We start from the raw sequence: 19,932 nt of genomic DNA, 5'->3' as shown, positions 1-19,932 counted from the left end.
ATGTGGTTCGAATGGCTGTTGAGATACTTGACCCACAACCCTACGAACATATCGTTGATCCTGCATGCGGTAGCGGAGGTTTCTTAATATTTGCAATGGAACATGTGTGGCAAAAACTTAAGATTGAAGCTAAAAGAAAGAATTGGTCAACCGAAATGCTACAGAAAAGAAAGACAGAAATTGCGAGCAAATTTTTTGGTGGAATTGACAAGGACATGTTCCTAGCAAAAGTCACAAAGGCTTACATGGCACTAATAGGTGACGGTAGAGGCGGAATATTCTGTGAAAACTCTTTAGAATTCCCAGAAAAATGGCAGGCGACTACCCAACAAAGAATAATGCTTGGTAAATTTGATGTTCTATTTACTAATCCTCCCTTCGGATCAAAGATCACTATCAAGAAATCATTGTATTCTCAGTTCGAGTTAAGCTTTAAATGGAATAAAAACAAAAAAACTGGTAAGTGGAAGAAGGGTAATAAACAGGCAGACAAAAGACCACCGCAAGTTCTGTTTATTGAGCGATGTTTACAATTTCTTGCTCCAAACGGAAGAATGGCAATCGTTTTACCTGATGGTTTATTAAGCAATCCCAGCGATGGTTATATTACACAGTATATCAAGGATAATGCTGAGATCATTGGACTCGTCGATTTACCAATGAGTACTTTCTTACCTAATACACCCACGAAGACACATATTTTGTTCTTAAGAAAGAAAAAACCTGAGGGGAACTATCCAATCTTTATGGCCTACGCGAAAACTTGTGGACATGATAAGAGAGGGAAGATCATCTATAAAGTCGGTGAAGCTGGTCAAAATGTTGTTGATGATGACATTTATGAAATATCAAAGCATTTTGCTCGCAGATATGAAAGAGTTAATAAATATGATAGGAAGGGATTTCTTGTTTATCTTGACGATTTAAAGTCAGGTATACTGTTACCGAAATATTATAATCCAGAATTGAATGAGAGATTAGAAGCGTATCGACAGACTGGTGAATATGACGTTTATTCTATAGGTGATTTAGTTAAACTGGGAAAGTTGTGGATAAGGAGAGGCCATGAAGTCGGATCTGTGAATTATGGAACTGGCGATATCCCGTTTATTCGGACTTCGGAAATATCAAATTGGGAACTAACTGCCGATCCTACTCATTGTTTAGCCGAGGATATATACGAGGAATACAAGGATCGCCAGAAACTAAAAAAAGATGATATCTTAATTATAAATGATGGTACGTACCTAATGGGTCGAACCGCGATACTTTCTGAAAATGATACAAAAATTGTTGTTCAAAGTCACATCAGAATTCTTACAGTCTTAGACCGAGAATTTATTCACCCTTATCTTTTGTTGTTCCTCTTAGGATTGAGAATTGTTCAAGAACAGATTGAGTCGAAATCCTTTAGACAAGCTACTATCTCTACTCTAGGAAACAGACTTCTTGAAATCAGAATCCCACTACCAAAAGATGAAAAAGTAAGAAAAGAAATTGTTGAGCAAGTTTCTAACATAGTTGAGAAGCGCTCGATGCTAAGACATAAGGCGATGAATATTGAATTCAATGGAACATCAGAGAGTGTTATGGGTATAAAAAACAAGGCAACCTTGGGAAATCTATAGTACCTTAGTTGATTTTTGGTCTCTTATATATCTAAGAATATAAGTTAAAGGCTATAAAATCGATAAGAATGGAGATAAACAACTCGATGATGATCTTTTGCAAATAGGTAAGCGATATCATGATCTACGTCAAAATTTTAATGAAAAATATGACCATCTAGGTTTTTTCATTGACGTACAGAATTTAAAAAAAGGAATTCTCATGCCAAAATATTACAACCCAGAAATCAAGAATGAATTAAGGAGGCTTAAAGAAACAGGCCATTATGATTTGGTAAGTATTGGAGAGTTGGAGGGACAAAACACACTCCAGATAAGTTGTGGTCACGAGATAGGTTCTATAAATTATGGCACAGGAGATATTCCTTTCATTCGCACCTCTGAAATAAGTAACTGGGAGATTGCAGCAGATCCGACTCATTGTGTTTCAGAAGATATCTATGAGATGTACAGAACAAAGCAGGATCTACAGAAAGACGATATTCTTATTGTAAATGATGGGACCTACTTAGTTGGTCGAACTGCAATTCTATCAGAATTTGATGTGAAAATTGTTATTCAAAGTCATTTTAGAAAAATTCGTGTTCTTGATTGGAGTGACTTGACGCCGTATCTTTTGCTTTATCTGTTAGGTTTGAGAATAGTTCAGAATCAAATAGAAGCGAAAACATTTCGCCAGGCTACTATCTCGACTCTTGGAAATAGACTGCGAGAAATCATTCTGCCTATTCCAAAGAATTCCAAACTTAAAGCAGAAATTTCTGAAAGTGTAGAACTCATCGTTGGGAAACGTGCAAAATTACGGAATCAGGCTATGCACATTCAATTTGATGATAAAAAAGAGAATGTGATGGGACTGCAAAACAAAGCAGCCCGTGGTAATATCTAGTGAAGTTCTAAAGGTTCGGTTTCAGATAATTGACAAACTAGTCTCGGGCTAATAAACACACTCAATAAAATTCACGGAAAGGGTCTGATTTCATAAATTATCTTCCCTGTTTTTAATACATGCCGTAAGAATCTACTAATTGGAATATGTTCATTTAGTTCCTCTTCTGTATACGCTAGTATATCACAGTCTACAGCCCTCTCTATAATCTCATAGATCTCTTTCATCCATTCTTTTCCTGATTTTGTGGGAGGCATAATAACAAAGAGGTCTAAATCACTCCATCTACCGACTTTTCCATGAGCTACAGAGCCAAACAATATTATTCTTATAACTCCCATCTCTTTAAGTTGTTGTGTAATTTCTTTTAGCCCTTGAAACAACTTCTCTTTTCTTTTTTCCTTTTGTGCGCGAAGTTCTTTCAATGTTAGACTCATTGGTATCTCCAGTCTTTAAACTCGAATAAGTTCTTATAAACCGTATAATTATTCATAGAAATATAATAATCCTCTGAAAGGATAAGAAGTCACTTTTGGCAAATAGTAATTATACTTTTGATTTGCACACATTTATCATCATGTGCAAAAATATATTATATTAGATAGAATCCTCACACCTCTATTTTGTATATGAATTCACAATAGGGGTCCCCTGCACACATGGATTTTGGACGTTCAACCGCAGCCTTTGGGTTTATAGTTTTAACAACGATATTTGGAAAGATTAAGTCCCATTCACTGATATCTTTTGGTTCTGTTTTAAACGGACATTCAGTAATTCTTTGTGTAATGCTTGTCTTAGATCGCTCAAGCCAAGAACTTTCAGCACCAGTGACCTCCCACCATATATCATAAAACTTTTCTATTTTTTCAATATCATTTCCTTCTATTTTAAAGATCTTCATAAGTGACTTTGTCATATTCCTTATTCTATCATCCATTTTACTGACCATTTCATAAATTTCGAGTGCTGCAAAGGCTCCGTATTTCTTGCGAATCGCATATAAGAACCCTTTGAGTATAGTTGTCCATGCTCCTAAAACAAAATCATATTTAAATTCCAAAGGTATCGCCACTTTCTTAACCATAGTCTCCTCCTCTCCAGTCTTTCGGCGTTATTTAAGGTTCTAGAAACTCTACATGAATTACTAGGGTACATTTATTATTCGCTATTCTCGTTTCTATACTATTCTCACTTTTATACTTATATTCGCTATTCTCAGCTTTAAAACTAGTTTGAAATGCAAATGTGTTGGTAATAGCAACTAGAGAGCTGGAAACAAATAATTCGCTCAAAGTTGCTTCAAATCACAAAAATCATCTAAAAAATACAAGAAAAACCCGAGCGATACAAAAAATGATTTCAGTTGATATGCGAACAATAAATATATCTTCAAGTTAAATAAAAAAAAAGAAACTGAAAGTTGAGATCCTGCGGTTGGCAGCGTGTTTTAAGGGTTTAGAGCGGTAATAGCTTTATCAGGATAGAATTTTATGATGGTCTCAAAATCGACACAGGGTAATATTTCATACTCCAGTAGATCCATCCAATAGCGATTAAATGCCGATAAATCCCTCATATCACCCTCAGCCACATAGACACTCGTAGTTTGACCGTAGGCGCTAGGAAAATCCCATGTAATGAAATTTAACCGTTTAAAAGCTTCCGTAGCTGCTGAATCCTTTCCCTTTAGAAACTCTGCAAAGCGTTGTAAAACCGCTGGCGTTTGTTCAGGCTTCCATCTAGATATTCCAACAAATCTTGGCATTTTTTCATCCCCTCCCTATTCTGGGTACTTATAAAGCGCCCCTCCTCGGCGCCTGGAGGTGTAAGAGTCATGTTTCCCTGAGAATCATTCATACAACTCCTCAGGTATCGACTCTCTTTCGACTGGGGGTGAAATCACCCCCTCCCCCACGACTTGTCATAGTACAAGTTTTGATAGATCGTTTGTCGCTATATGACAAACAACTTATCAGTTTATGACAAGTTAAATTACTATATATGACAACTTATATATATAGTTTTCTTTTACAAATGACAAACTTGAATTCACTCTTAGTCAAGGAATATCAAATAAGTACAAATTCAAAAGAATATCAAAAAAAGAACTGAGCAGAAAGGATACACGATCATGTAGGTATTATATGACCAAGTTTTCCTTATATTAGACTTCTGCTGGCTACTAGTACCAAAAACAGAAGTACCAAACAAAAAAGGTTACTGGCATGTCGAACTCGTCATTAAGATCATCTACTCCCTTCCGAAAACTCTCTGAACTTGGAGAACAAATTGAAGCTGCCACAAAACGTCTAAAAAAGATGTATTTGGCAGGTGAGTTCCTTGACAGCATACCTCTAGAAGAGGTAGAAGCTGCGTCATTACTACTAATCGGACAACCGTTTCCCCGCACTAGCCAGCGAACATTAGATCTCGATTGGTCTGCCCTTTCTCAGATCCTTCAAGAGTTACTTAACCCTCCTCCGAACACGATAAGCCAATTTTTCAGCGAAACTGGTGATATAGGTGAAGTAGTTCGCCGAATTTACCAAAAATCTGGTGGAATCCGACAAACAACTCTATTCAGTATCCCGCTGACTATTCTAGATGTCTATCAAACCTTTTCAGAAATTGCTGATATTCAAGGATCTGGTTCTCGCAAAAGAAAAATGACTTTACTTCGTTCCCTCTTCACTAGAGTGACTCCACTCGAAGCAAAATACCTAACAAAGCTTCTTTTTCGTGATCAACGAATTGGCTTTAGCGAGGGGATGTTAGAGAGTACCATTGCACGCAAATATAACGCGCCTTTGGAACTTGTTCAGCGAGCAAATATGCTTCGTGGGAATGTTGGCGAATTAGCACGTATTACTAGAGCAGAAGGTGTCGATGGTCTGCAAAAAGTGAAACTTCGTCCGTTTACGCCCCTTCTTCCTATGTTGGCTGCCCGAGCAACCGATATTGATGATGTTTTGCAGCAATATGATGATGAGTGGGCCTTCGAAATGAAACTCGATGGCGCCCGCGTACAAATCCATCTGCAAGAGAATAATGGGGCAACAGAAACTCGTATATACAGCCGTCGACTTACCGATGTTACCGCTAGTTTGCCAGATGTAGTTAATTTAGTCGAACAGGAAATAAGTGTATTTAGTTGTATTCTTGAAGGCGAAGTTATAGCTCTTGGACCTGATGGACGTCCATTACCATTTCAAAATCTTATGCGACGATTTCGACGGATTCGGGAAGTGGAAATGATGACTGAAAAAATACCCGTCACTCTTTTCCTTTTCGATTTGCTAATGTTAGACGGTGAGGTGCTAATTGACTCCTCATATGGAATTCGAAGAGAAAGCCTAAGTTCTATCTGTGGTTCGATTCCGCTCGTTTCCCAAATTGTCACTAGAAATACTGAAGAGGCAACACGGTTTTTCCAAAAAGCAATACAAGAGGGTCACGAAGGTCTTATCGCCAAACGTATTGATAGTCCCTATAAACCTGGTAGCCGGGGAAAACTGTGGTTAAAGATAAAACAAACAATGGAGACTCTTGATTTAGTGATCATTGCTGCAGAATGGGGAACTGGTCGTCGTCATAAATGGTTATCAGATTATCACTTAGGTGCAAGAGATCCAGAAACCGGCGATTTTCAGATGTTGGGTAAAACTTTTAAGGGGCTAACAGATGCAGAATTTGAGGAAATTACACAACGCTTATTAGAGCTTAAGATTGATCAACCCGGCAGAATTGTAGTTGTCCAACCACAAATTGTAGTTGAAGTTGAGTATGATGAAATTCAACGTTCACCCCGATATTCATCAGGAATGGCACTCCGATTTGCGCGTATCAAACGTATTCGCTATGACAAGACTCCCAATGAAGCTGATACCATTCAAAGGGTTCGATCACTTTTTGATTCACAATTTAAGCGGAAATCACAGTCGGATGAAGTGGGATGAACAAGTTTTTCTGAGTAGTTATTATTTGCGAGTTTAGGTGTTAAAATTGAATCAAGAGTCTGAAGATTATCTTCAATTATCGAAGAAGCAAATGAAAAAACTTGGTTATCAAACCATAGACATGATTGTCAAGCATTTTGAGGAGCTTAGAAATAAACCAGTTACACGAAAGGCATCTCGTTTAGACATGGAACAAACATTTCGGGAGCCAATCCCTGATCATGGCACGAATCCAGAGCATATTCTCGATATTATTGAAAAGGAAATTTTTACAAATATTATGTATACAGATCATCCCCGTTTCTTTGCATTTGTGCCAACGGCAAATAATTTTATAAGCGTTCTAGCTGATGCTCTAGTTGCTGGGTTTAATCCTTTTGCTGGTACATGGCTAGAAAGCTCTTCAGCGGCTCAAATTGAATTAGTGACAGTTGATTGGTTAAGAAGAATTTTTGGAATGCCAGAAGAAGCGGGAGGATTATTTTTAAGTGGAGGGTCGGCTGCCAATTTAATAGGAATTGCAGTAGCTAGACGCGTAAAACTAAAAGATCGAATTGCTAACTCTGTTGTTTATTTTTCAGATCAAACTCATTCATCCGTTGAAAGAGGTCTAAAAGTTCTTGGATTTTCTGAAGAAAATTGTTGTAAACTCCCCTCAGATGATAATTTTCGTCTTTCGATTGAAATGCTCTCACAAAAAGTTAAAGAAGATAAGATAAGTGGCAAGATTCCCTTCTGTGTCGTTGCAAATGCAGGAACTACTAATACGGGTTCAGTTGACCCATTAAATGACTTGGCAAGTTTTTGTAAGAATGAAGGTTTATGGTTACATGTAGACGGTGCATTTGGTGCAGCTGGAATTTTAGATTCGAAAGGGGAAAAACTGTTGCAAGGCATAGATCATGCGGATTCTCTTGTTATTGACCCTCATAAATGGTTTTTCCAGCCCTATGAAATCAGTTGTCTACTTGTTCGAAATAGTATGCTACTTAAAGATACGTTTCGCATTTTACCAGAGTACTTGAAAGATACTGATAGATCAAAAGAAGAAATTAATTTTTGTGATTATGGAACTCAATTAACAAGAAGTTTTCGTGCCTTAAAATTGTGGATGTCGCTAAAATGCTTTGGCCTAAATGCCTTTAGACGTGCTGTAACAAAGGGATTCAAAATAGCCGAATATACTGAACATCTTGTTAGAGAAAATCCTTTACTTGAAGTTATAACACCCGCGCAAATGGGGATTCTTACATTTCGATTTATTAGTGATTTACCTGATGAAAGGCTAAACGAGTTAAACAGAAGCATAGTTGACAAAATAATAATCGATGGATATGCTATGGTCGCTACCACTCAATTAAGAGACAGGGTAGTTCTCAGAATGTGTACGATAAACCCTCGGACTACTGAGGATGATATTAGACAAACATTACAAAGAATAACGAAGTTCGGACAAGAATTATTTTAATTTCGTCTCCTTTTACGCAACTTAAGGTAAAACTCAGTATAAAAAAGAACTATTTAAGAGCGTCAAGGACTTCTTCATAAGTAAAACGGTTTCGATAGAAGGCTTTTCCGATCACTGCTCCGTAAACACCTGTTCGGGCTAATTCCACCACATCTTTAACCTTGCCAATGCCTCCTGCTGCAACGACAGGTATGTTCACTGAACGGACCATGTTTTCCGTGTTTTCAATATCAGGTCCAGTAAGCATGCCGTCCCTTTCTACCGCTGTAAAAAGAATTGATCCTGCTCCTTTGTCTTCAATAACTTTAGCTAAGTCAAAGGCAGTAAATGTTGATACGTCTCTCCATCCCTTGATTGCAACCTTACCTTGCACATGATCTAAAGCAACCATAATGTGTTTCGAACCGATTTTTTCCTTTAACATTGTAATCATTTCTGGATTTTTCACAGCTGAAGTACCTATGATAACGCGTTCCACCCCAAGTTTGTGCAGTGTCAATGCTTTTTCGATATCGCTGATTCCACCTCCAACTTGGAACTCGGCGTCTACTTCTTTCACTATAGCTTTTATGATCTCTATATTATCTCCCAAACCTAATGCGGCATCTAAATCGATTATATGGATAGTTGTAGCACCCTGTTCCCACCAATATTTTGCGGCATCGATTGGATCGTTATAATATGTTTCTTCCGTTCCAGGTTTACCTTTAGTCAATCTAACACATTTCCCTTCTCTGAGATCAACGGCTGGCATTATTTGCATTATTTAACACCTGATTTTCTACATTGAGAAATAGCCTATTTTTTAATGAAATCAACGAAGTTTTCTAGCATCTTCAAGCCGACTTCACCACTTTTCTCTGGATGAAATTGAGTGGCAAATATTTGCCCATCTGAGATAATTGATGGAAAAGTAACACCGTATTCCGTTTTTGCCATTATTAAGTCTTCTTTTGTAAGATTGCTATAGTAAGAATGGACAAAATAAACAAATGAACCATTTTTAATTTGGGATCTGCCATTGCATAATGGATTGTCTTTCTTAACGATTTCTAGGTCATTCCAGCCGATTTGTGGAATTTTCACAGTATCTGGTAGTTTGACTACTCTTCCTGGAAGCAGGTCCATCCCTTGATATAGTCCTCCTTCTTCACTTTCAGTAAAGAGGAGTTGTAACCCTAAACAAATGCCAAGAAGTGTTTTTCCTTCGTTTACTGCATCTTTTATTGGTTCTATGAATTCTTTCAGATTGTTAATTGCATCACGAAATGCACCAACGCCTGGGAGGATAACAGCATCCATCGATTTTATCTCACTTGGTGTTGTTATGATCTGTGGTTCGCTTCCTGCTTTTCTCAGCCCATTAGATATTGAACGGAGATTTCCGGCCCCATAATTAATAATCGCAATCCTAACCACTACAAAACACCTTTCGTTGATGGAATTTCAGATTGTATATCATCGAATCGTACAGCATCTTTAAGTGCTAATGCAAGTGCCTTGAATGCGGCTTCTGAGATATGATGATTGTCATCTCCTGTAAGCGTAGTAAGGTGCAAATTCATAATGGCATTATAGGTAAACGAAACGAGAAAATGGTATACGTCTTGAGCAGTCACATCTTCGACTTTTGTTGACTTAAAATTCAATTCAATGTTGTGCCAAGGTCTTCCGCCTATGTCCACGACTGCACGAACTAAAGCATCATCCATCGGGACATAAGCACTTCCAAAACGTTTAATTCCTTTTTTATCTTTCAGTGCTTTATTAAAAGCTTGACCCAAGCATATACCAACATCCTCGATGATGTGGTGGGCAAGATCACCTTTAGCCGTAATTTGCATATCAATTAAAGAATGTTTCGAAAGAGCTGTTAATAAATGATTTAAGAAGTGGAATTCAGTATCAATTTCACTTTTTCCCATTCCGTCTAGTTCAATTTTAACGGAAATGTCAGTTTCTTTCGTCTTTCGAGTTATTTTTCCAACTCGCATACATCATTCCCCTTTGTTTGTTAATAGTTTTCAACTATCCAAAAACTGAACAGGTAACCTACAAAAACTTTGTTTTTATTTAATAAAGAAACATAAAATTCGAGATTCTATGTGAAGTCTGTTAGTTTATGAAATTAACTAAAACGAGTATCATTATTAGTTGTGTGAACTTATAATTGTAAAAGTCTATGAACGAATTTTTAATGCTCATTACTGGAGTTGAGCGAAATAGATCAAGAGAAGATGGACAATCCTTGGCTTGAATTACCGACTGACGCTCCTCTTTATTGCTTGCTGAGGATTTGCCAGTAATCAACGCTTTCAATCAAGAAGTCAAAGCAAAGCAACAAGAAGAGTTTATAATTAGGATCGATTGTCTTCCAGAGAGTTTCTAGAATTAATTAAGGAAAAGGTTCAACAAAAATAAATCGTGCAACGTCTGGACCGAGAGCTAAGAACATACCTCGTACGTTGATCCGCACAGATCCCTTAATATGGGAACCTTTCTTGACAATTATTTCTGTCTCGGGCGTCATACCTAACTCTGCCAACCGTCGAAGTAAATTTCTCTTTCCAAACATAAACTTTAGAAGCACTCTTTGCCCTCCTTCCACCATAGATAATGGAATAACGTGCTCTATGCGATCAATCGACGGACTTAACAGTCCATCTTCAACAAACTTTTTAATTTCATAATCATCCAAATCATGCGCGTCATGCCAGTGTTCATGCCATTCCTTAGCACTTTTTAATTGTCCGTACCTCCTCCTTTTACGCCTCCTTTTTGGAAAGAGAAATTTATCGTGGATATATTGCTGTCGATGAATTTCTATTTGTTCGCTTCCCTTATCCGTAAGATATAGTTTTCCGCCGTTGGCCGTTACATAATTCTGTTCTAATGCGAAATCAACAACCTGCTTCATCATAGCAGGTAATACGTTAAGTTCTTCAGCAATTGCCAGATAGTCTTCATCTTTATATGACCCTTTTGAGCCGATCAATTCTAAGAAACATTCCATTAATTTTTTTATTCTAAGACTCATCCCTTTCCCTCCACACTATCAGAATGTGCCTGACGCATGCGCGTTACTTTACTGATAAATTTTGATCCTTTATTTGTAAGTAGATATAATTTTGTAGATAACCCTCCAAGCGATTTGTGGCAACCAATGCAACCATCAGAAGTAAGGATTGAGCAGTTAATTGGCTCAAAAGTGACATTAGCATCACCAAGTAATTTTAAATATTTCTTTTGGATTAAATGCTCGATCATACTCTCAATAACATGCTCGTTAACATTTAGATCTCTTTTGAGTTCTTTTTTGTTTACAAATTCTTTTTCTTTTATTATTTTTAGTAATTCAATGATCATAATTCTTGAAACATCCCCAGGTACGTTATAAAAAAGTGATTGTCAAAAATAAAAAAGGAATTGGAAAGAGGAAAGACGAACACAGTTATCCTAACCCCAGCGCTAGACCAATCTGGAATATGGCAGTAGAAAGACCCCATGCCAGCGCTATTCCATATAGCACAGCGAACGCAGTCCATTTCCAAGAATTCGTTTCTTTTTTAATGACGGGAATAGTTACCAGGCACGGTATATAGAGCAAGGTAAATACCATTAAACTGTATGCTGCCAATGGTGTCATAGACATTTGGAGAGTTGCTACAAGTCCTTCTTCACTTCCAGCGCCGTACAAGATTGCAAACGTGGCAATGACAACCTCTTTTGCCAAGAATCCAAATATTAGCGCCATAGATGCTCTCCAGTCCGCACCCATTGTAGGCTCTAACACTTCTGCCAAACCGCTACCTATCATACCAGCGATACTTTCTTTACCTCCGTACTCTACACCCTCTGGGAAGTACGCTAAAGCCCAGATAAGTATGACTAGAAGCACAATGACTCCTCCAGCCTTTTTCAAAAAGGTGAATGCACGTTCCCAGGTTGCCATTAGCACCCCCCTGATAGTAGGGGCTCTATATGGCGGCAGTTCCATCACAAATGGAGCAGTTGGTCCAGGCAATAAGAAGTGCCTGATTGCACGTCCTACGAGTACGACTAATATTAAACTCAGAATCACTAATGACCAGACTACTAGCGTTGCATGTAACGGTACAAAAAGTGCGGCGCCAAGGAAAACGAAAACTTCCAATCTCGCTGCACATGGGATTAGAGGGTTTACCATGATGGCAATTAGTCTATCTCTTCTCGTCTCAAGGGTTCGTGTCGCCATGATTGCGGGCACGTTGCATCCAAAGCCAAGCAATAGGCTAATGAAAGTCTTTCCATGAAGCCCCATTGCGTGCATAACTCTATCCATAACAAATGCTGCTCTTGCTAGGTACCCACTCTGTTCCAGAATAGTCAACACAAGGAAAAGTAATATGATAGGCGGCCAAAATACAAATATTGAACCGATACCAGCTATGATTCCATCAACAACAAGTCCAATAAGCCATGGTGGGGCACCACCTGCCTCCATTGCTGCTGTTACAGTTTCACCGAGCACGCCGAAACTCTCATCGAATAAATTGATGAAAAGGCCTCCTACATTAAACACGAATACAAACATTAAGTACATAATTCCCAAAAAAATCGGAATTCCTAAAACCCTGTGTGTCATAATTTTATCGATCTTATCAGAGAGATTCTCGACTTCAACTGATGGCTTTGTTAAGGTCTTGTTGACGATTTGTCCTATACGGCGATATTTCGCATCTGCAATTATAGTCTCTAAGCCGTCTTCATATTTTTCTTTCAAATCTTTCAGAATGATTTCTGCTTCATCATATATGTTTCGCCGTTTTTTAGTATATACTGCCGTCACTCTTCTTCACCTCCAATACCAAAAACGGTCTTAAGTACATCTGGGTCTTCTTCTAGGAGTGCAACTGCAAGCCATCGTATCGAATATTTTTGCTTCAGCCCTGAATTATGTTTCTCAATAAGGATTTCAAGTTCAGAAATCTTTGATTCCACGTCACGCCCATAATCGATATTCCTGTAATTCATTCTTATCTTCCCACTTGCTACATTGGCAATAGTTTCCAATAGTTTTTCCATCCCTTCCTTCTTAGTCGCTACAGTCGGGACCACAGGACAACCTAATTGCTGTGATAGCTCCTTAACATCAATTTTGTACCCTGATTTCTTTGCTTGGTCCATTAAGTTTAGCGCAATAACTATCTTAGCACCAAGTTCGATTGTTTGAATGGCAAGATAGAGATTTCTTTCGAGATTGGTGGCATCAACGATGTCAACCACTACGTCTGGCTTTTCTTCGATGATAAAGTTTCTAGCGATCACTTCTTCGATAGTATATGCCGAGAGAGAGTATGTACCAGGAAGATCCACGAATTTAATTCTATAGTCACCGTAATTACAGATCCCTTCTTTCTTTTCGACAGTCTTGCCTGGCCAATTACCTACCTTTTGACGGGCACCTGTGAGATTGTTGAAGACAGTACTCTTCCCTGTGTTTGGATTTCCTTCTAACGCAACTACAATCTCTTTCAAAACAACTTCCCTCCACTAAACTTCCTTTTTCGTTCAGCAATTGTTAGGATAATTGACTTCATTGGTTATATGACCTCCACAAAAACGTTTTTAGCTTCTGCATTTCGTAGAGTAAGGTGATATCCCTTCAAAAGGAATTGCACAGGGTCACCTAATGGTGCAACTTTAATCACCTCGATTTTGGTCCCTGGAACGATACCCATATCGCGGATTCTACGGCTCACTGGTCCTTTGCCTTTAACTGCCTTGACTATACACTTTTCTCCGGGTTTCAACTTATTCAATGTTTGTTCGGTCATTTCTCATATTCTCCGTTCTTATTTTCTAAAAGACATAGATTTCAGAGTATTTTACGGTGAACGAATAGTCATTAGGAGTTTTAGGTGTACTAACTTTTTATATTTTAGGGATACCTAACTTTTTATATTTTAGGGATACCTAACTTTTTTATAAACTTTTCGCCCATGCCCAGCATTTCTTTAACACCTATCTCAGGAAAATTGCACTTGCGGTGGAAGAAAAAAAATACCCTTAAATTGAAGAGAACCATGACTGAGCGCTTAAAAAAACTTATAACGTGTAAAACGATAGTCAATTGGTTGAAACTTTTCCTCAAAAACCAGAATTTGTGTAACAGAATTAAAACTGATTTCTGTCATCTTAAACAGTAAATTTCGGATTAAAATATGAGTTCAGTCTCTTTTTGGCATTTTTATGAAAAAATGGTTGGAAACTTTTTCATATAACACAGTAAAGACCATTAGGAGAGTGCTATCCCTATATCACCTAAGAAAGTTATAAAAAGTTGGCATACAAACTTTTATTAGGTATACCGAAAACAGAGACACTTGCACGGCTTACTAGTTTTATCAACTTTGTCAAACAAGTAGCAATAGGCCAAGAGTGTTTAAATATTTTCAAATCTTTTCATGCCAAACAGTTTCATTCAAGTGAAGTTCACTTAAATAAAGACGATGACTAAATGATCGCTTTTTGGTATCTATGGATTTACTTTGTTGTCGGAAACGTAGAGCATGCTATTTCAGTCATGCCTTTTTGTTCGCCCTATCGTCTAGTAGCGGATACAAGGATGGAGTAACCATGACCGACGATAAAAAAGAAACATATTGGCGTAAAATAATCAAGGTTTCAACAATACCAGCAACGGCTTCCCCGACATCTGTCCAAACGTGGAAAAACACTGCAGGGAAAATCCCCGTCAGCACCCAAACTAAGGGGTAACTTTACTTTCCAGAAAAAGAAGTCCGTAAAAGGTTTCTGTGAACTAAAAATGAAGTTTCCAATAAACTCAGTATGGTAATGTTCCTTATCTCTCCAGAATGTCCCTCAAATTGATCAACAAAGTGTTATTCATTTTTCTCGTCCCGACTGCAGTACGAAAACAATTTTGTAGCAGTGGATGACTACTTAGATCTCTGACTAAGATACCTTTTTTCATTAATTCGTTGACGACTTCTGTCGCCGATAGGTCATCATGTTGAATTTTAACCAGGAGAAAGTTTGCTTTCGATGGAAAGACTTTAACAGGAAACTGTGATAATTCCTTTCCTAAGTATTCGCGTTCTTTTTTTATTTCTTCAGCTTTCTTTCGAACATAATTAAAATTTTGAAGTAGTTTAATTGTCATCTGTTGTGCAATGAGATTCACTGAAAATGGACCAATGACTCTTAGAAAATAGGATGCTAACATCTCATTGGTGAATAAGAACCCCAGTCGCAAACCTGCAATTCCTGCTGATTTTGAGAATGTACTGAACACGATTAAATTATCAAATTCGCGAATTAGTGGTAACACCGAGTAATCTGCAAATTCCACATATGCTTCATCCACTATGACGATTTTATCAGTTTGAGTAAGTAGTTCTCTTATTTGTTCTTCAGAAAATTGATTGCCAGTAGGATTGTTTGGTGAACACATTACGATAAGCTTCGTTTTGTCAGAAGTCTTTTCCAGTATCTCGTTACAGTCGAGATTGAAATCCTTTCCTAGGGAAACTGGGATATATCGTCCTCCTGCTAGTTCTGTAGTAATTTTATAAACAGAAAATGTAGGATCAATAGCGATTATTTCATCACCAGGATTAATGAATATCCGTGGGAGCAGCTCAATTAACTCGTCAGATCCGTTCCCAATTACAACTTCGCTTACTTTTATATTAAAGAATTCTGCCATTGCTCGACGCGCGTTTAAACTCCGTTCAGTAGGATAGGCTCTTATGTCTACTTCTTTCATGGCATCTTCGAATAATGTATCAAGCCATTCTTTTTCAATGAAGTAATTTTCACTGGTACTTAGGCGAACTATTTCTGTTGGTTTGCTATCACTTAATAGTTCAAGGGCAGGATCTTCCCATGATTTCAATGACCTTGTTTCTTCTCTAATGAGATTTTCCCAGTCCATTTAAATTCCCTACTTTTATGATTTGAAAGTGTTTAATTTTCTTATCTCTTCAAGAGAAAGAACTTGTCTTGGTGTGTGTACAACAAGACCTTGAGCAAGCTTTCTAAGTTTAGGAATTAGTTCAATAAATAAATCTCGAGGAATTACAGTATTGAGTGCAACCCATCCTTCTTCAGCAAGGGGAGAGATTGTAGGGCGTTTTAATGCAGGTAAAGTGGCAAGGAGGGTGTCTACATTTTCTTCCTTGACGTTCATAAATATATGAAGCCGTTTCCGTGCATCAACGACGCCTTGCAATAAGGTAAGCACATCAGACATTTTCTCTCGTTTCCAAGGATCTTTCAGGCTCTCCATATTTGCCAATAAAACAGCCTGAGAGTCACCTATTTGTTCTATGATTTTCAAATTGTTTGCTCTAATTGTTGTACCAGTTTCTGTGTTATCAATAATCGCATCAGCATCTTCTGGGGGCTTAGATTCTGTTGCACCAAATGATAGATGAAGGATTACTGATGGATTTTCACCACTTTTACCCCAAGGGGTAATAACCAATGGCTTTTTGTCACCAAACCGTTCCTTATATTCTTCATTTTTGAGTATATATTCTGTAACTGTATTAATATATTCTGTACTAATTCTTAATGGATTTCCTTTAACAAAGAATTTTCTTAGAAGATCAGAAAAACTTTTTACGTCTTCCCATATCTCTGGAACAGCTAATACGATCTTCACATGTCCATATTCTAGTTTTGTTAAAATCTCTACATCTGATTGAGATTCTTGAATCCAATCTTCACCACTTATCCCAATATCATGTGCGCCTTGTTCAACCAAAGAGGGGATCTCTTGTGGTCTAAGGATTTTTACGCTTAACTCAGGATCATTTATGTATGGCCTGTATGTCCTGTCATCGCCTTTAATGGCATAATTTGCCTCTGAAAATAATTTCAGTGTTCGTTCCCCTAGTGATCCTTTGGGAATTACTAATTTCAATTGTTGCATTTTATCAACACCTTTACATAATATGAGTAAAAACTAAACACTCTATGAGTGTGTCTAACGATATAACTTGAGAAAACTTATTTGCGGGGTCAAAGATCACGTTAATGGAGTGAAAATCAGAAAGAAACTTGGTTAAATAGATGGAAACGATTCCTCCACATCAGCTTCACCTAACAATCCCCGCGCAATTGCATTTTTTTTAAGAATATATAACTCTTTCTCAAAAAGCGATAAGTTTCAAAGTTGATATTCAAAGCATCTGTAGTGGGCTGGTAGATTCTCCATTTCTGACAAAATCTTCGCTATCGGACCATAATCTTCAACTGCAGAACTTGGTGCCTCAACTATTGGAACAAACTTACCGCAATCAAGTACAGATAGACCAGTTCTCCATTTTGCGACCTTTCCAGTTGGAAGAATATGATTTGAGCCAGCACCACCATAATCTTCAAATGGTATTGGAGTATTGAGAAGAATTGTTCCTGCATTTTTTATCAATTTACTAATAGGTGTTGGGTCACTAGAGAGAATAAGTAAGTGTTCAGGAGCATAATCATTGATAAATTCAACGGCTTGGCTTATCTTTTTGGTAACGATAATTGCACCATAACGTCCTAGACTTTCTTCTATATATCGCTTCCTGGGTGAATCTTTGATTAACTCTTCCACAAAAACTTTTACCTGTTCAGCTAAATCTCTACTCGTTGTAAGACAAATCGCTGCAGAATCGTTTCCGTGTTCAGATTGTGCAAAAAGTTCACAAGCAATCGCTTCTAGATTTATAGTCTCATCTGTGGCAAATATTATAGCTTCGCTAGGACCTGCTAGCATATCTATTCCAACATCCCCACTTACTATGTATTTTGCTACTGTTGGGTAAAGTCCTCCTGGCCCTAAAATTTTTGACACGACTGGTACACTTTCAGTTCCATAAGCCATCGCTGCAATCGCTTGCGAGCCTCCCACCGAAAAAACTCTGACTTTGCATTGTGAAAGATTCTTAATAATTTGAATTGCTGCAAGAGTTCCATTGTCAATCAATCCAGAGAGTGTTGGCGGTGAGCATATAACAATTTCTTCAACACCTGCAACTATTGCTGGAACGGTTGCCATGAGGACAGTTGATGGGTATCTAGCTTTTCCACCCGGAACATAAATGCCTATTCTGTCTAGAGGAATCCATCTATTAGTGATCTTTACCTCATTGCTTAATGACATCTCGAAGTGTCTTGGAAACCGCTCAAAGAATTTTGTGTTATATTCAAAAAGCAGCTTGAATAATCTTTCTAACGCGTGTATCTGATTCTCAGGGGTTTTATTATATGCCTTAGTTATGTCAATTTCATTTATTTCAACGTTCTGAATTGTAACTCTGTCATATTTTGCAGTTAATTCAATAAGAGCTTTGTCTCCAGATGTTTTTACAGAAGTAATTATTTCGTTAACTGTTTCTATTATTGAGCGTTCGAGTACTCTAGATCTTTCAGTTAGCTTCTGTCGATCTTCACTAGTTAGTTCGTCTAAATTATAAATTGCAATCATTTTGTCTCTCTCGATCGAACTTAATTGAGGAAGATTTTACTAGTAAGTTTAAAAGTTCTTTTAATTTTGCGGAGACTACTATCATAATGTTTATTAAAAAGTTACGTGTGGATTCTTTAGGTGATTGATATGGTTAGTGAAGTTATTCTATCCTTTGTAGGCACAGACTTCATTGAAGGAAATTCCTCAGATAGCCCAATAACATTGCTTATTGATGAGTCAAACAAAAAACTTGTTCTTCAAGTTTCCCCCCAGTCAGGCTTTGTTGAACGCAGAACAGCTGAAAGACAAGCTAGAGGTATAGCAAAAATCGGCTTTGCTCTAAAAAATGGCAACCGTGTAGGACATGGATTTGACTTAGATGTGGCTGCTGAAGGTGGTGGCGTTCCCGAACGACTACATAAAGAAGTCTGGAACAATTATAGTCGAGGTATTTAACGCCTATCTTTTTAGGTATTGTATAATCCGCGAATAAATTTTTTATACTATTTTCGCAAGACCCCAAGCAGAAGGGGGATGAAATGCGCAAATCTCAAATATTGAGTTTTATTAGAGCCAAGAATATGATTTCTCAGGTTCTCAGCAAATATGATTTTTTTTCTTTGCTGTTAAATAAATTAGTTTTTACAGGCTAATTTTGCTCAACCTAATAAGCCCATAAACTGAAAAGATATGTTTAAAAAGCAATTTTTTTAATACAAAATCAACTGAATAATACGGTGATTTCTTTTGAGTAGTGAATGGACGATTGATGATCGATTTACATTTCAAACAAGAGTTATTTGCCATCATTGTGGTGAGATTTTAAGCTTCAACCAACCTGGGTATAATAAACTCGATAAATTTCCTGCAACGTGTCCGAAGTGTGAAGGAAACTGGGGCATCGGGAATAAAGATTATCATTATAGTAAAAACTATTGGGCTTTGCGTGCAGAGCCTCTAAAAAGAAAGATCAAAGAGAAGACTAAAAAAGCTCGTAAGAAAGCTGTTGAACAAGAATTAGAGGAACTAGAAGATCTAGAAGCGGAACTAGAAGCACTAGGAGAGGAAGAGATAGAAGCAGAATTAGATGAGTTAGTAGAGGAAGAATTAGAAGAAGTTCCAGAAGAAAGACTTTCAGAGGCAGAAATAGCAGAAATATCGAAAGAGTTTATGCAATTAGATGGAATTGGCAAGAAAAGTGCTGAAAAAATAATTAGCTTGGGTGTAACCTCAATTGAAGAGTTGGCTACACTTGAAGTAGATATGGTAGCGGAAACAGCAGATGTGTCGACCAAATCATTGAGAAAATGGATCAAGAATGCACAAAAGTACCTTGAGGAAGAAGAGGAAGAAGGAGAGGACGAAGAAGAAATTGATCTTACTGACTTGGAGGCAGAACTAGAAGCACTAGGAGCCGAAGAAGATTTAGAAGACGAAGATTTAGAAGACGAAGATCTTGATTGAGCCGAGTTTTATGAAGAAGAAAATAATAACGAGTAAATTTTTTTAACAGATTTGCAGGT

21 protein-coding genes are annotated in these 19,932 nt (G+C 37.5%); 7 read left to right on the top strand and 14 right to left on the bottom strand.

The window, feature by feature from the left end:
• A partial coding sequence (locus QVB70_RS10265; protein WP_287585705.1) for an N-6 DNA methylase occupies positions 1 to 1,628 on the top strand: 1,628 nt, incomplete at its 5' end.
• A gap of 97 nt (positions 1,629 to 1,725) precedes the next feature.
• Positions 1,726 to 2,517 carry a restriction endonuclease subunit S gene (locus tag QVB70_RS10260; protein WP_287585702.1) on the top strand — a complete coding sequence of 264 codons (792 nt, stop codon included), beginning with the start codon at positions 1,726 to 1,728 and terminating at the stop codon, positions 2,515 to 2,517.
• Between the two features lie 71 nt (positions 2,518 to 2,588).
• On the opposite strand, the gene QVB70_RS10255 is transcribed toward QVB70_RS10260, so the two are convergent.
• The 3 genes from QVB70_RS10255 to QVB70_RS10245 all read right to left on the bottom strand — a co-directional run bounded on the left by QVB70_RS10255 (position 2,589) and on the right by QVB70_RS10245 (position 4,285).
• Positions 2,589 to 2,954, bottom strand: coding sequence for a nucleotidyltransferase domain-containing protein (locus QVB70_RS10255; RefSeq protein WP_287585700.1), 366 nt, complete (start codon positions 2,952 to 2,954; stop codon positions 2,589 to 2,591).
• A 173-nt stretch (positions 2,955 to 3,127) separates the two neighbouring features.
• On the bottom strand, positions 3,128 to 3,604 hold the full coding sequence (locus QVB70_RS10250; protein ID WP_287585698.1) for a hypothetical protein: 477 nt from the start codon (positions 3,602 to 3,604) through the stop codon (positions 3,128 to 3,130).
• Between the two features lie 363 nt (positions 3,605 to 3,967).
• The gene (locus QVB70_RS10245) at positions 3,968 to 4,285 is read right to left on the bottom strand and encodes a DUF3303 family protein (RefSeq protein ID WP_287585696.1); all 318 of its coding nucleotides are present in this window, start codon (positions 4,283 to 4,285) and stop codon (positions 3,968 to 3,970) included.
• Between the two features lie 460 nt (positions 4,286 to 4,745).
• On the opposite strand from QVB70_RS10245, the gene QVB70_RS10240 reads away from it, so the two are divergent.
• Complete coding sequence (locus tag QVB70_RS10240; protein ID WP_287585694.1) at positions 4,746 to 6,476, top strand: ATP-dependent DNA ligase; 1,731 nt, start codon at positions 4,746 to 4,748, stop codon at positions 6,474 to 6,476.
• Between the two features lie 46 nt (positions 6,477 to 6,522).
• Entirely contained in the window at positions 6,523 to 7,944 is a 1,422-nt protein-coding gene (locus tag QVB70_RS10235) for a pyridoxal-dependent decarboxylase (RefSeq protein WP_287585693.1), read from the top strand.
• A gap of 49 nt (positions 7,945 to 7,993) precedes the next feature.
• Here the strand turns inward: QVB70_RS10235 and hisA are convergent, their stop codons facing one another.
• From hisA to QVB70_RS10195, 8 genes are all read right to left on the bottom strand, one after another.
• Positions 7,994 to 8,707 carry a 1-(5-phosphoribosyl)-5-[(5-phosphoribosylamino)methylideneamino]imidazole-4-carboxamide isomerase gene (gene hisA / locus QVB70_RS10230; RefSeq protein WP_287585692.1) on the bottom strand — a complete coding sequence of 238 codons (714 nt, stop codon included), beginning with the start codon at positions 8,705 to 8,707 and terminating at the stop codon, positions 7,994 to 7,996.
• A 35-nt stretch (positions 8,708 to 8,742) separates the two neighbouring features.
• Positions 8,743 to 9,363 carry an imidazole glycerol phosphate synthase subunit HisH gene (hisH, locus tag QVB70_RS10225; protein WP_287585690.1) on the bottom strand — a complete coding sequence of 207 codons (621 nt, stop codon included), beginning with the start codon at positions 9,361 to 9,363 and terminating at the stop codon, positions 8,743 to 8,745.
• Entirely contained in the window at positions 9,363 to 9,938 is a 576-nt protein-coding gene (hisB, locus tag QVB70_RS10220; protein WP_287585688.1) for an imidazoleglycerol-phosphate dehydratase HisB, read from the bottom strand. Before hisB ends, hisH begins: the two co-directional genes overlap by 1 nt.
• Before the next feature lie 401 nt (positions 9,939 to 10,339).
• Complete coding sequence (locus tag QVB70_RS10215) at positions 10,340 to 10,981, bottom strand: FeoA family protein (protein WP_287585686.1); 642 nt, start codon at positions 10,979 to 10,981, stop codon at positions 10,340 to 10,342.
• Positions 10,978 to 11,310, bottom strand: coding sequence for a hypothetical protein (locus QVB70_RS10210; protein ID WP_287585684.1), 333 nt, complete (start codon positions 11,308 to 11,310; stop codon positions 10,978 to 10,980). Before QVB70_RS10210 ends, QVB70_RS10215 begins: the two co-directional genes overlap by 4 nt.
• 85 nt (positions 11,311 to 11,395) lie before the next feature.
• Positions 11,396 to 12,772 (bottom strand): ferrous iron transport protein B, encoded by a 1,377-nt coding sequence (gene feoB, locus QVB70_RS10205; protein WP_287585682.1) that lies wholly within the window; start codon positions 12,770 to 12,772, stop codon positions 11,396 to 11,398.
• On the bottom strand, positions 12,769 to 13,461 hold the full coding sequence (locus QVB70_RS10200) for a FeoB small GTPase domain-containing protein (protein ID WP_287585680.1): 693 nt from the start codon (positions 13,459 to 13,461) through the stop codon (positions 12,769 to 12,771). Before QVB70_RS10200 ends, feoB begins: the two co-directional genes overlap by 4 nt.
• 65 nt (positions 13,462 to 13,526) lie before the next feature.
• The gene (locus tag QVB70_RS10195; protein ID WP_287585678.1) at positions 13,527 to 13,760 is read right to left on the bottom strand and encodes a FeoA family protein; all 234 of its coding nucleotides are present in this window, start codon (positions 13,758 to 13,760) and stop codon (positions 13,527 to 13,529) included.
• 802 nt (positions 13,761 to 14,562) lie between these two features.
• Here QVB70_RS10195 and QVB70_RS10190 point away from each other — a divergent pair.
• Positions 14,563 to 14,703, top strand: coding sequence for a hypothetical protein (locus QVB70_RS10190; protein WP_287585676.1), 141 nt, complete (start codon positions 14,563 to 14,565; stop codon positions 14,701 to 14,703).
• Between the two features lie 85 nt (positions 14,704 to 14,788).
• On the opposite strand, the gene hisC is transcribed toward QVB70_RS10190, so the two are convergent.
• The 3 genes from hisC to hisD all read right to left on the bottom strand — a co-directional run bounded on the left by hisC (position 14,789) and on the right by hisD (position 18,427).
• The gene (gene hisC / locus QVB70_RS10185) at positions 14,789 to 15,883 is read right to left on the bottom strand and encodes a histidinol-phosphate transaminase (RefSeq protein WP_287585673.1); all 1,095 of its coding nucleotides are present in this window, start codon (positions 15,881 to 15,883) and stop codon (positions 14,789 to 14,791) included.
• Between the two features lie 15 nt (positions 15,884 to 15,898).
• Entirely contained in the window at positions 15,899 to 16,885 is a 987-nt protein-coding gene (hisG, locus tag QVB70_RS10180) for an ATP phosphoribosyltransferase (protein ID WP_287585671.1), read from the bottom strand.
• A 237-nt stretch (positions 16,886 to 17,122) separates the two neighbouring features.
• Complete coding sequence (gene hisD, locus QVB70_RS10175; protein WP_287585669.1) at positions 17,123 to 18,427, bottom strand: histidinol dehydrogenase; 1,305 nt, start codon at positions 18,425 to 18,427, stop codon at positions 17,123 to 17,125.
• 129 nt (positions 18,428 to 18,556) lie between these two features.
• Here hisD and QVB70_RS10170 point away from each other — a divergent pair, with 129 nt between their 5' ends.
• Positions 18,557 to 18,865: a hypothetical protein gene (locus QVB70_RS10170; RefSeq protein ID WP_287585668.1), complete on the top strand. Its 309-nt coding sequence runs from the start codon at positions 18,557 to 18,559 to the stop codon at positions 18,863 to 18,865.
• A gap of 291 nt (positions 18,866 to 19,156) precedes the next feature.
• Positions 19,157 to 19,873: a helix-hairpin-helix domain-containing protein gene (locus QVB70_RS10165; RefSeq protein ID WP_287585666.1), complete on the top strand. Its 717-nt coding sequence runs from the start codon at positions 19,157 to 19,159 to the stop codon at positions 19,871 to 19,873.
• Positions 19,874 to 19,932: the final 59 nt, after the last annotated feature.

It is taken from the genome of Candidatus Borrarchaeum sp., from assembly GCF_019058535.1.
Lineage (GTDB): Archaea > Asgardarchaeota > Sifarchaeia > Borrarchaeales > Borrarchaeaceae > Borrarchaeum > Borrarchaeum weybense.
Note: the sequence above shows the minus strand (reverse complement) of the source record. Positions and strands in the feature narration are given on the sequence as shown.

Coding starts and splice junctions, on each gene's coding strand:
- QVB70_RS10255 (WP_287585700.1), bottom strand. CDS start 2,954: ATGAGTCTAACATTGAAAGAACTTCGCGCACAAAAGGAAAAAAGAAAA.
- QVB70_RS10250 (WP_287585698.1), bottom strand. CDS start 3,604: ATGGTTAAGAAAGTGGCGATACCTTTGGAATTTAAATATGATTTTGTT.
- QVB70_RS10245 (WP_287585696.1), bottom strand. CDS start 4,285: ATGCCAAGATTTGTTGGAATATCTAGATGGAAGCCTGAACAAACGCCA.
- QVB70_RS10240 (WP_287585694.1), top strand. CDS start 4,746: ATGTCGAACTCGTCATTAAGATCATCTACTCCCTTCCGAAAACTCTCT.
- hisA (WP_287585692.1), bottom strand. CDS start 8,707: ATGCAAATAATGCCAGCCGTTGATCTCAGAGAAGGGAAATGTGTTAGA.
- hisB (WP_287585688.1), bottom strand. CDS start 9,938: ATGCGAGTTGGAAAAATAACTCGAAAGACGAAAGAAACTGACATTTCC.
- QVB70_RS10215 (WP_287585686.1), bottom strand. CDS start 10,981: ATGAGTCTTAGAATAAAAAAATTAATGGAATGTTTCTTAGAATTGATC.
- QVB70_RS10210 (WP_287585684.1), bottom strand. CDS start 11,310: ATGATCATTGAATTACTAAAAATAATAAAAGAAAAAGAATTTGTAAAC.
- QVB70_RS10195 (WP_287585678.1), bottom strand. CDS start 13,760: ATGACCGAACAAACATTGAATAAGTTGAAACCCGGAGAAAAGTGTATA.
- QVB70_RS10190 (WP_287585676.1), top strand. CDS start 14,563: ATGACCGACGATAAAAAAGAAACATATTGGCGTAAAATAATCAAGGTT.
- hisC (WP_287585673.1), bottom strand. CDS start 15,883: ATGGACTGGGAAAATCTCATTAGAGAAGAAACAAGGTCATTGAAATCA.
- hisG (WP_287585671.1), bottom strand. CDS start 16,885: ATGCAACAATTGAAATTAGTAATTCCCAAAGGATCACTAGGGGAACGA.
- hisD (WP_287585669.1), bottom strand. CDS start 18,427: ATGATTGCAATTTATAATTTAGACGAACTAACTAGTGAAGATCGACAG.
- QVB70_RS10170 (WP_287585668.1), top strand. CDS start 18,557: ATGGTTAGTGAAGTTATTCTATCCTTTGTAGGCACAGACTTCATTGAA.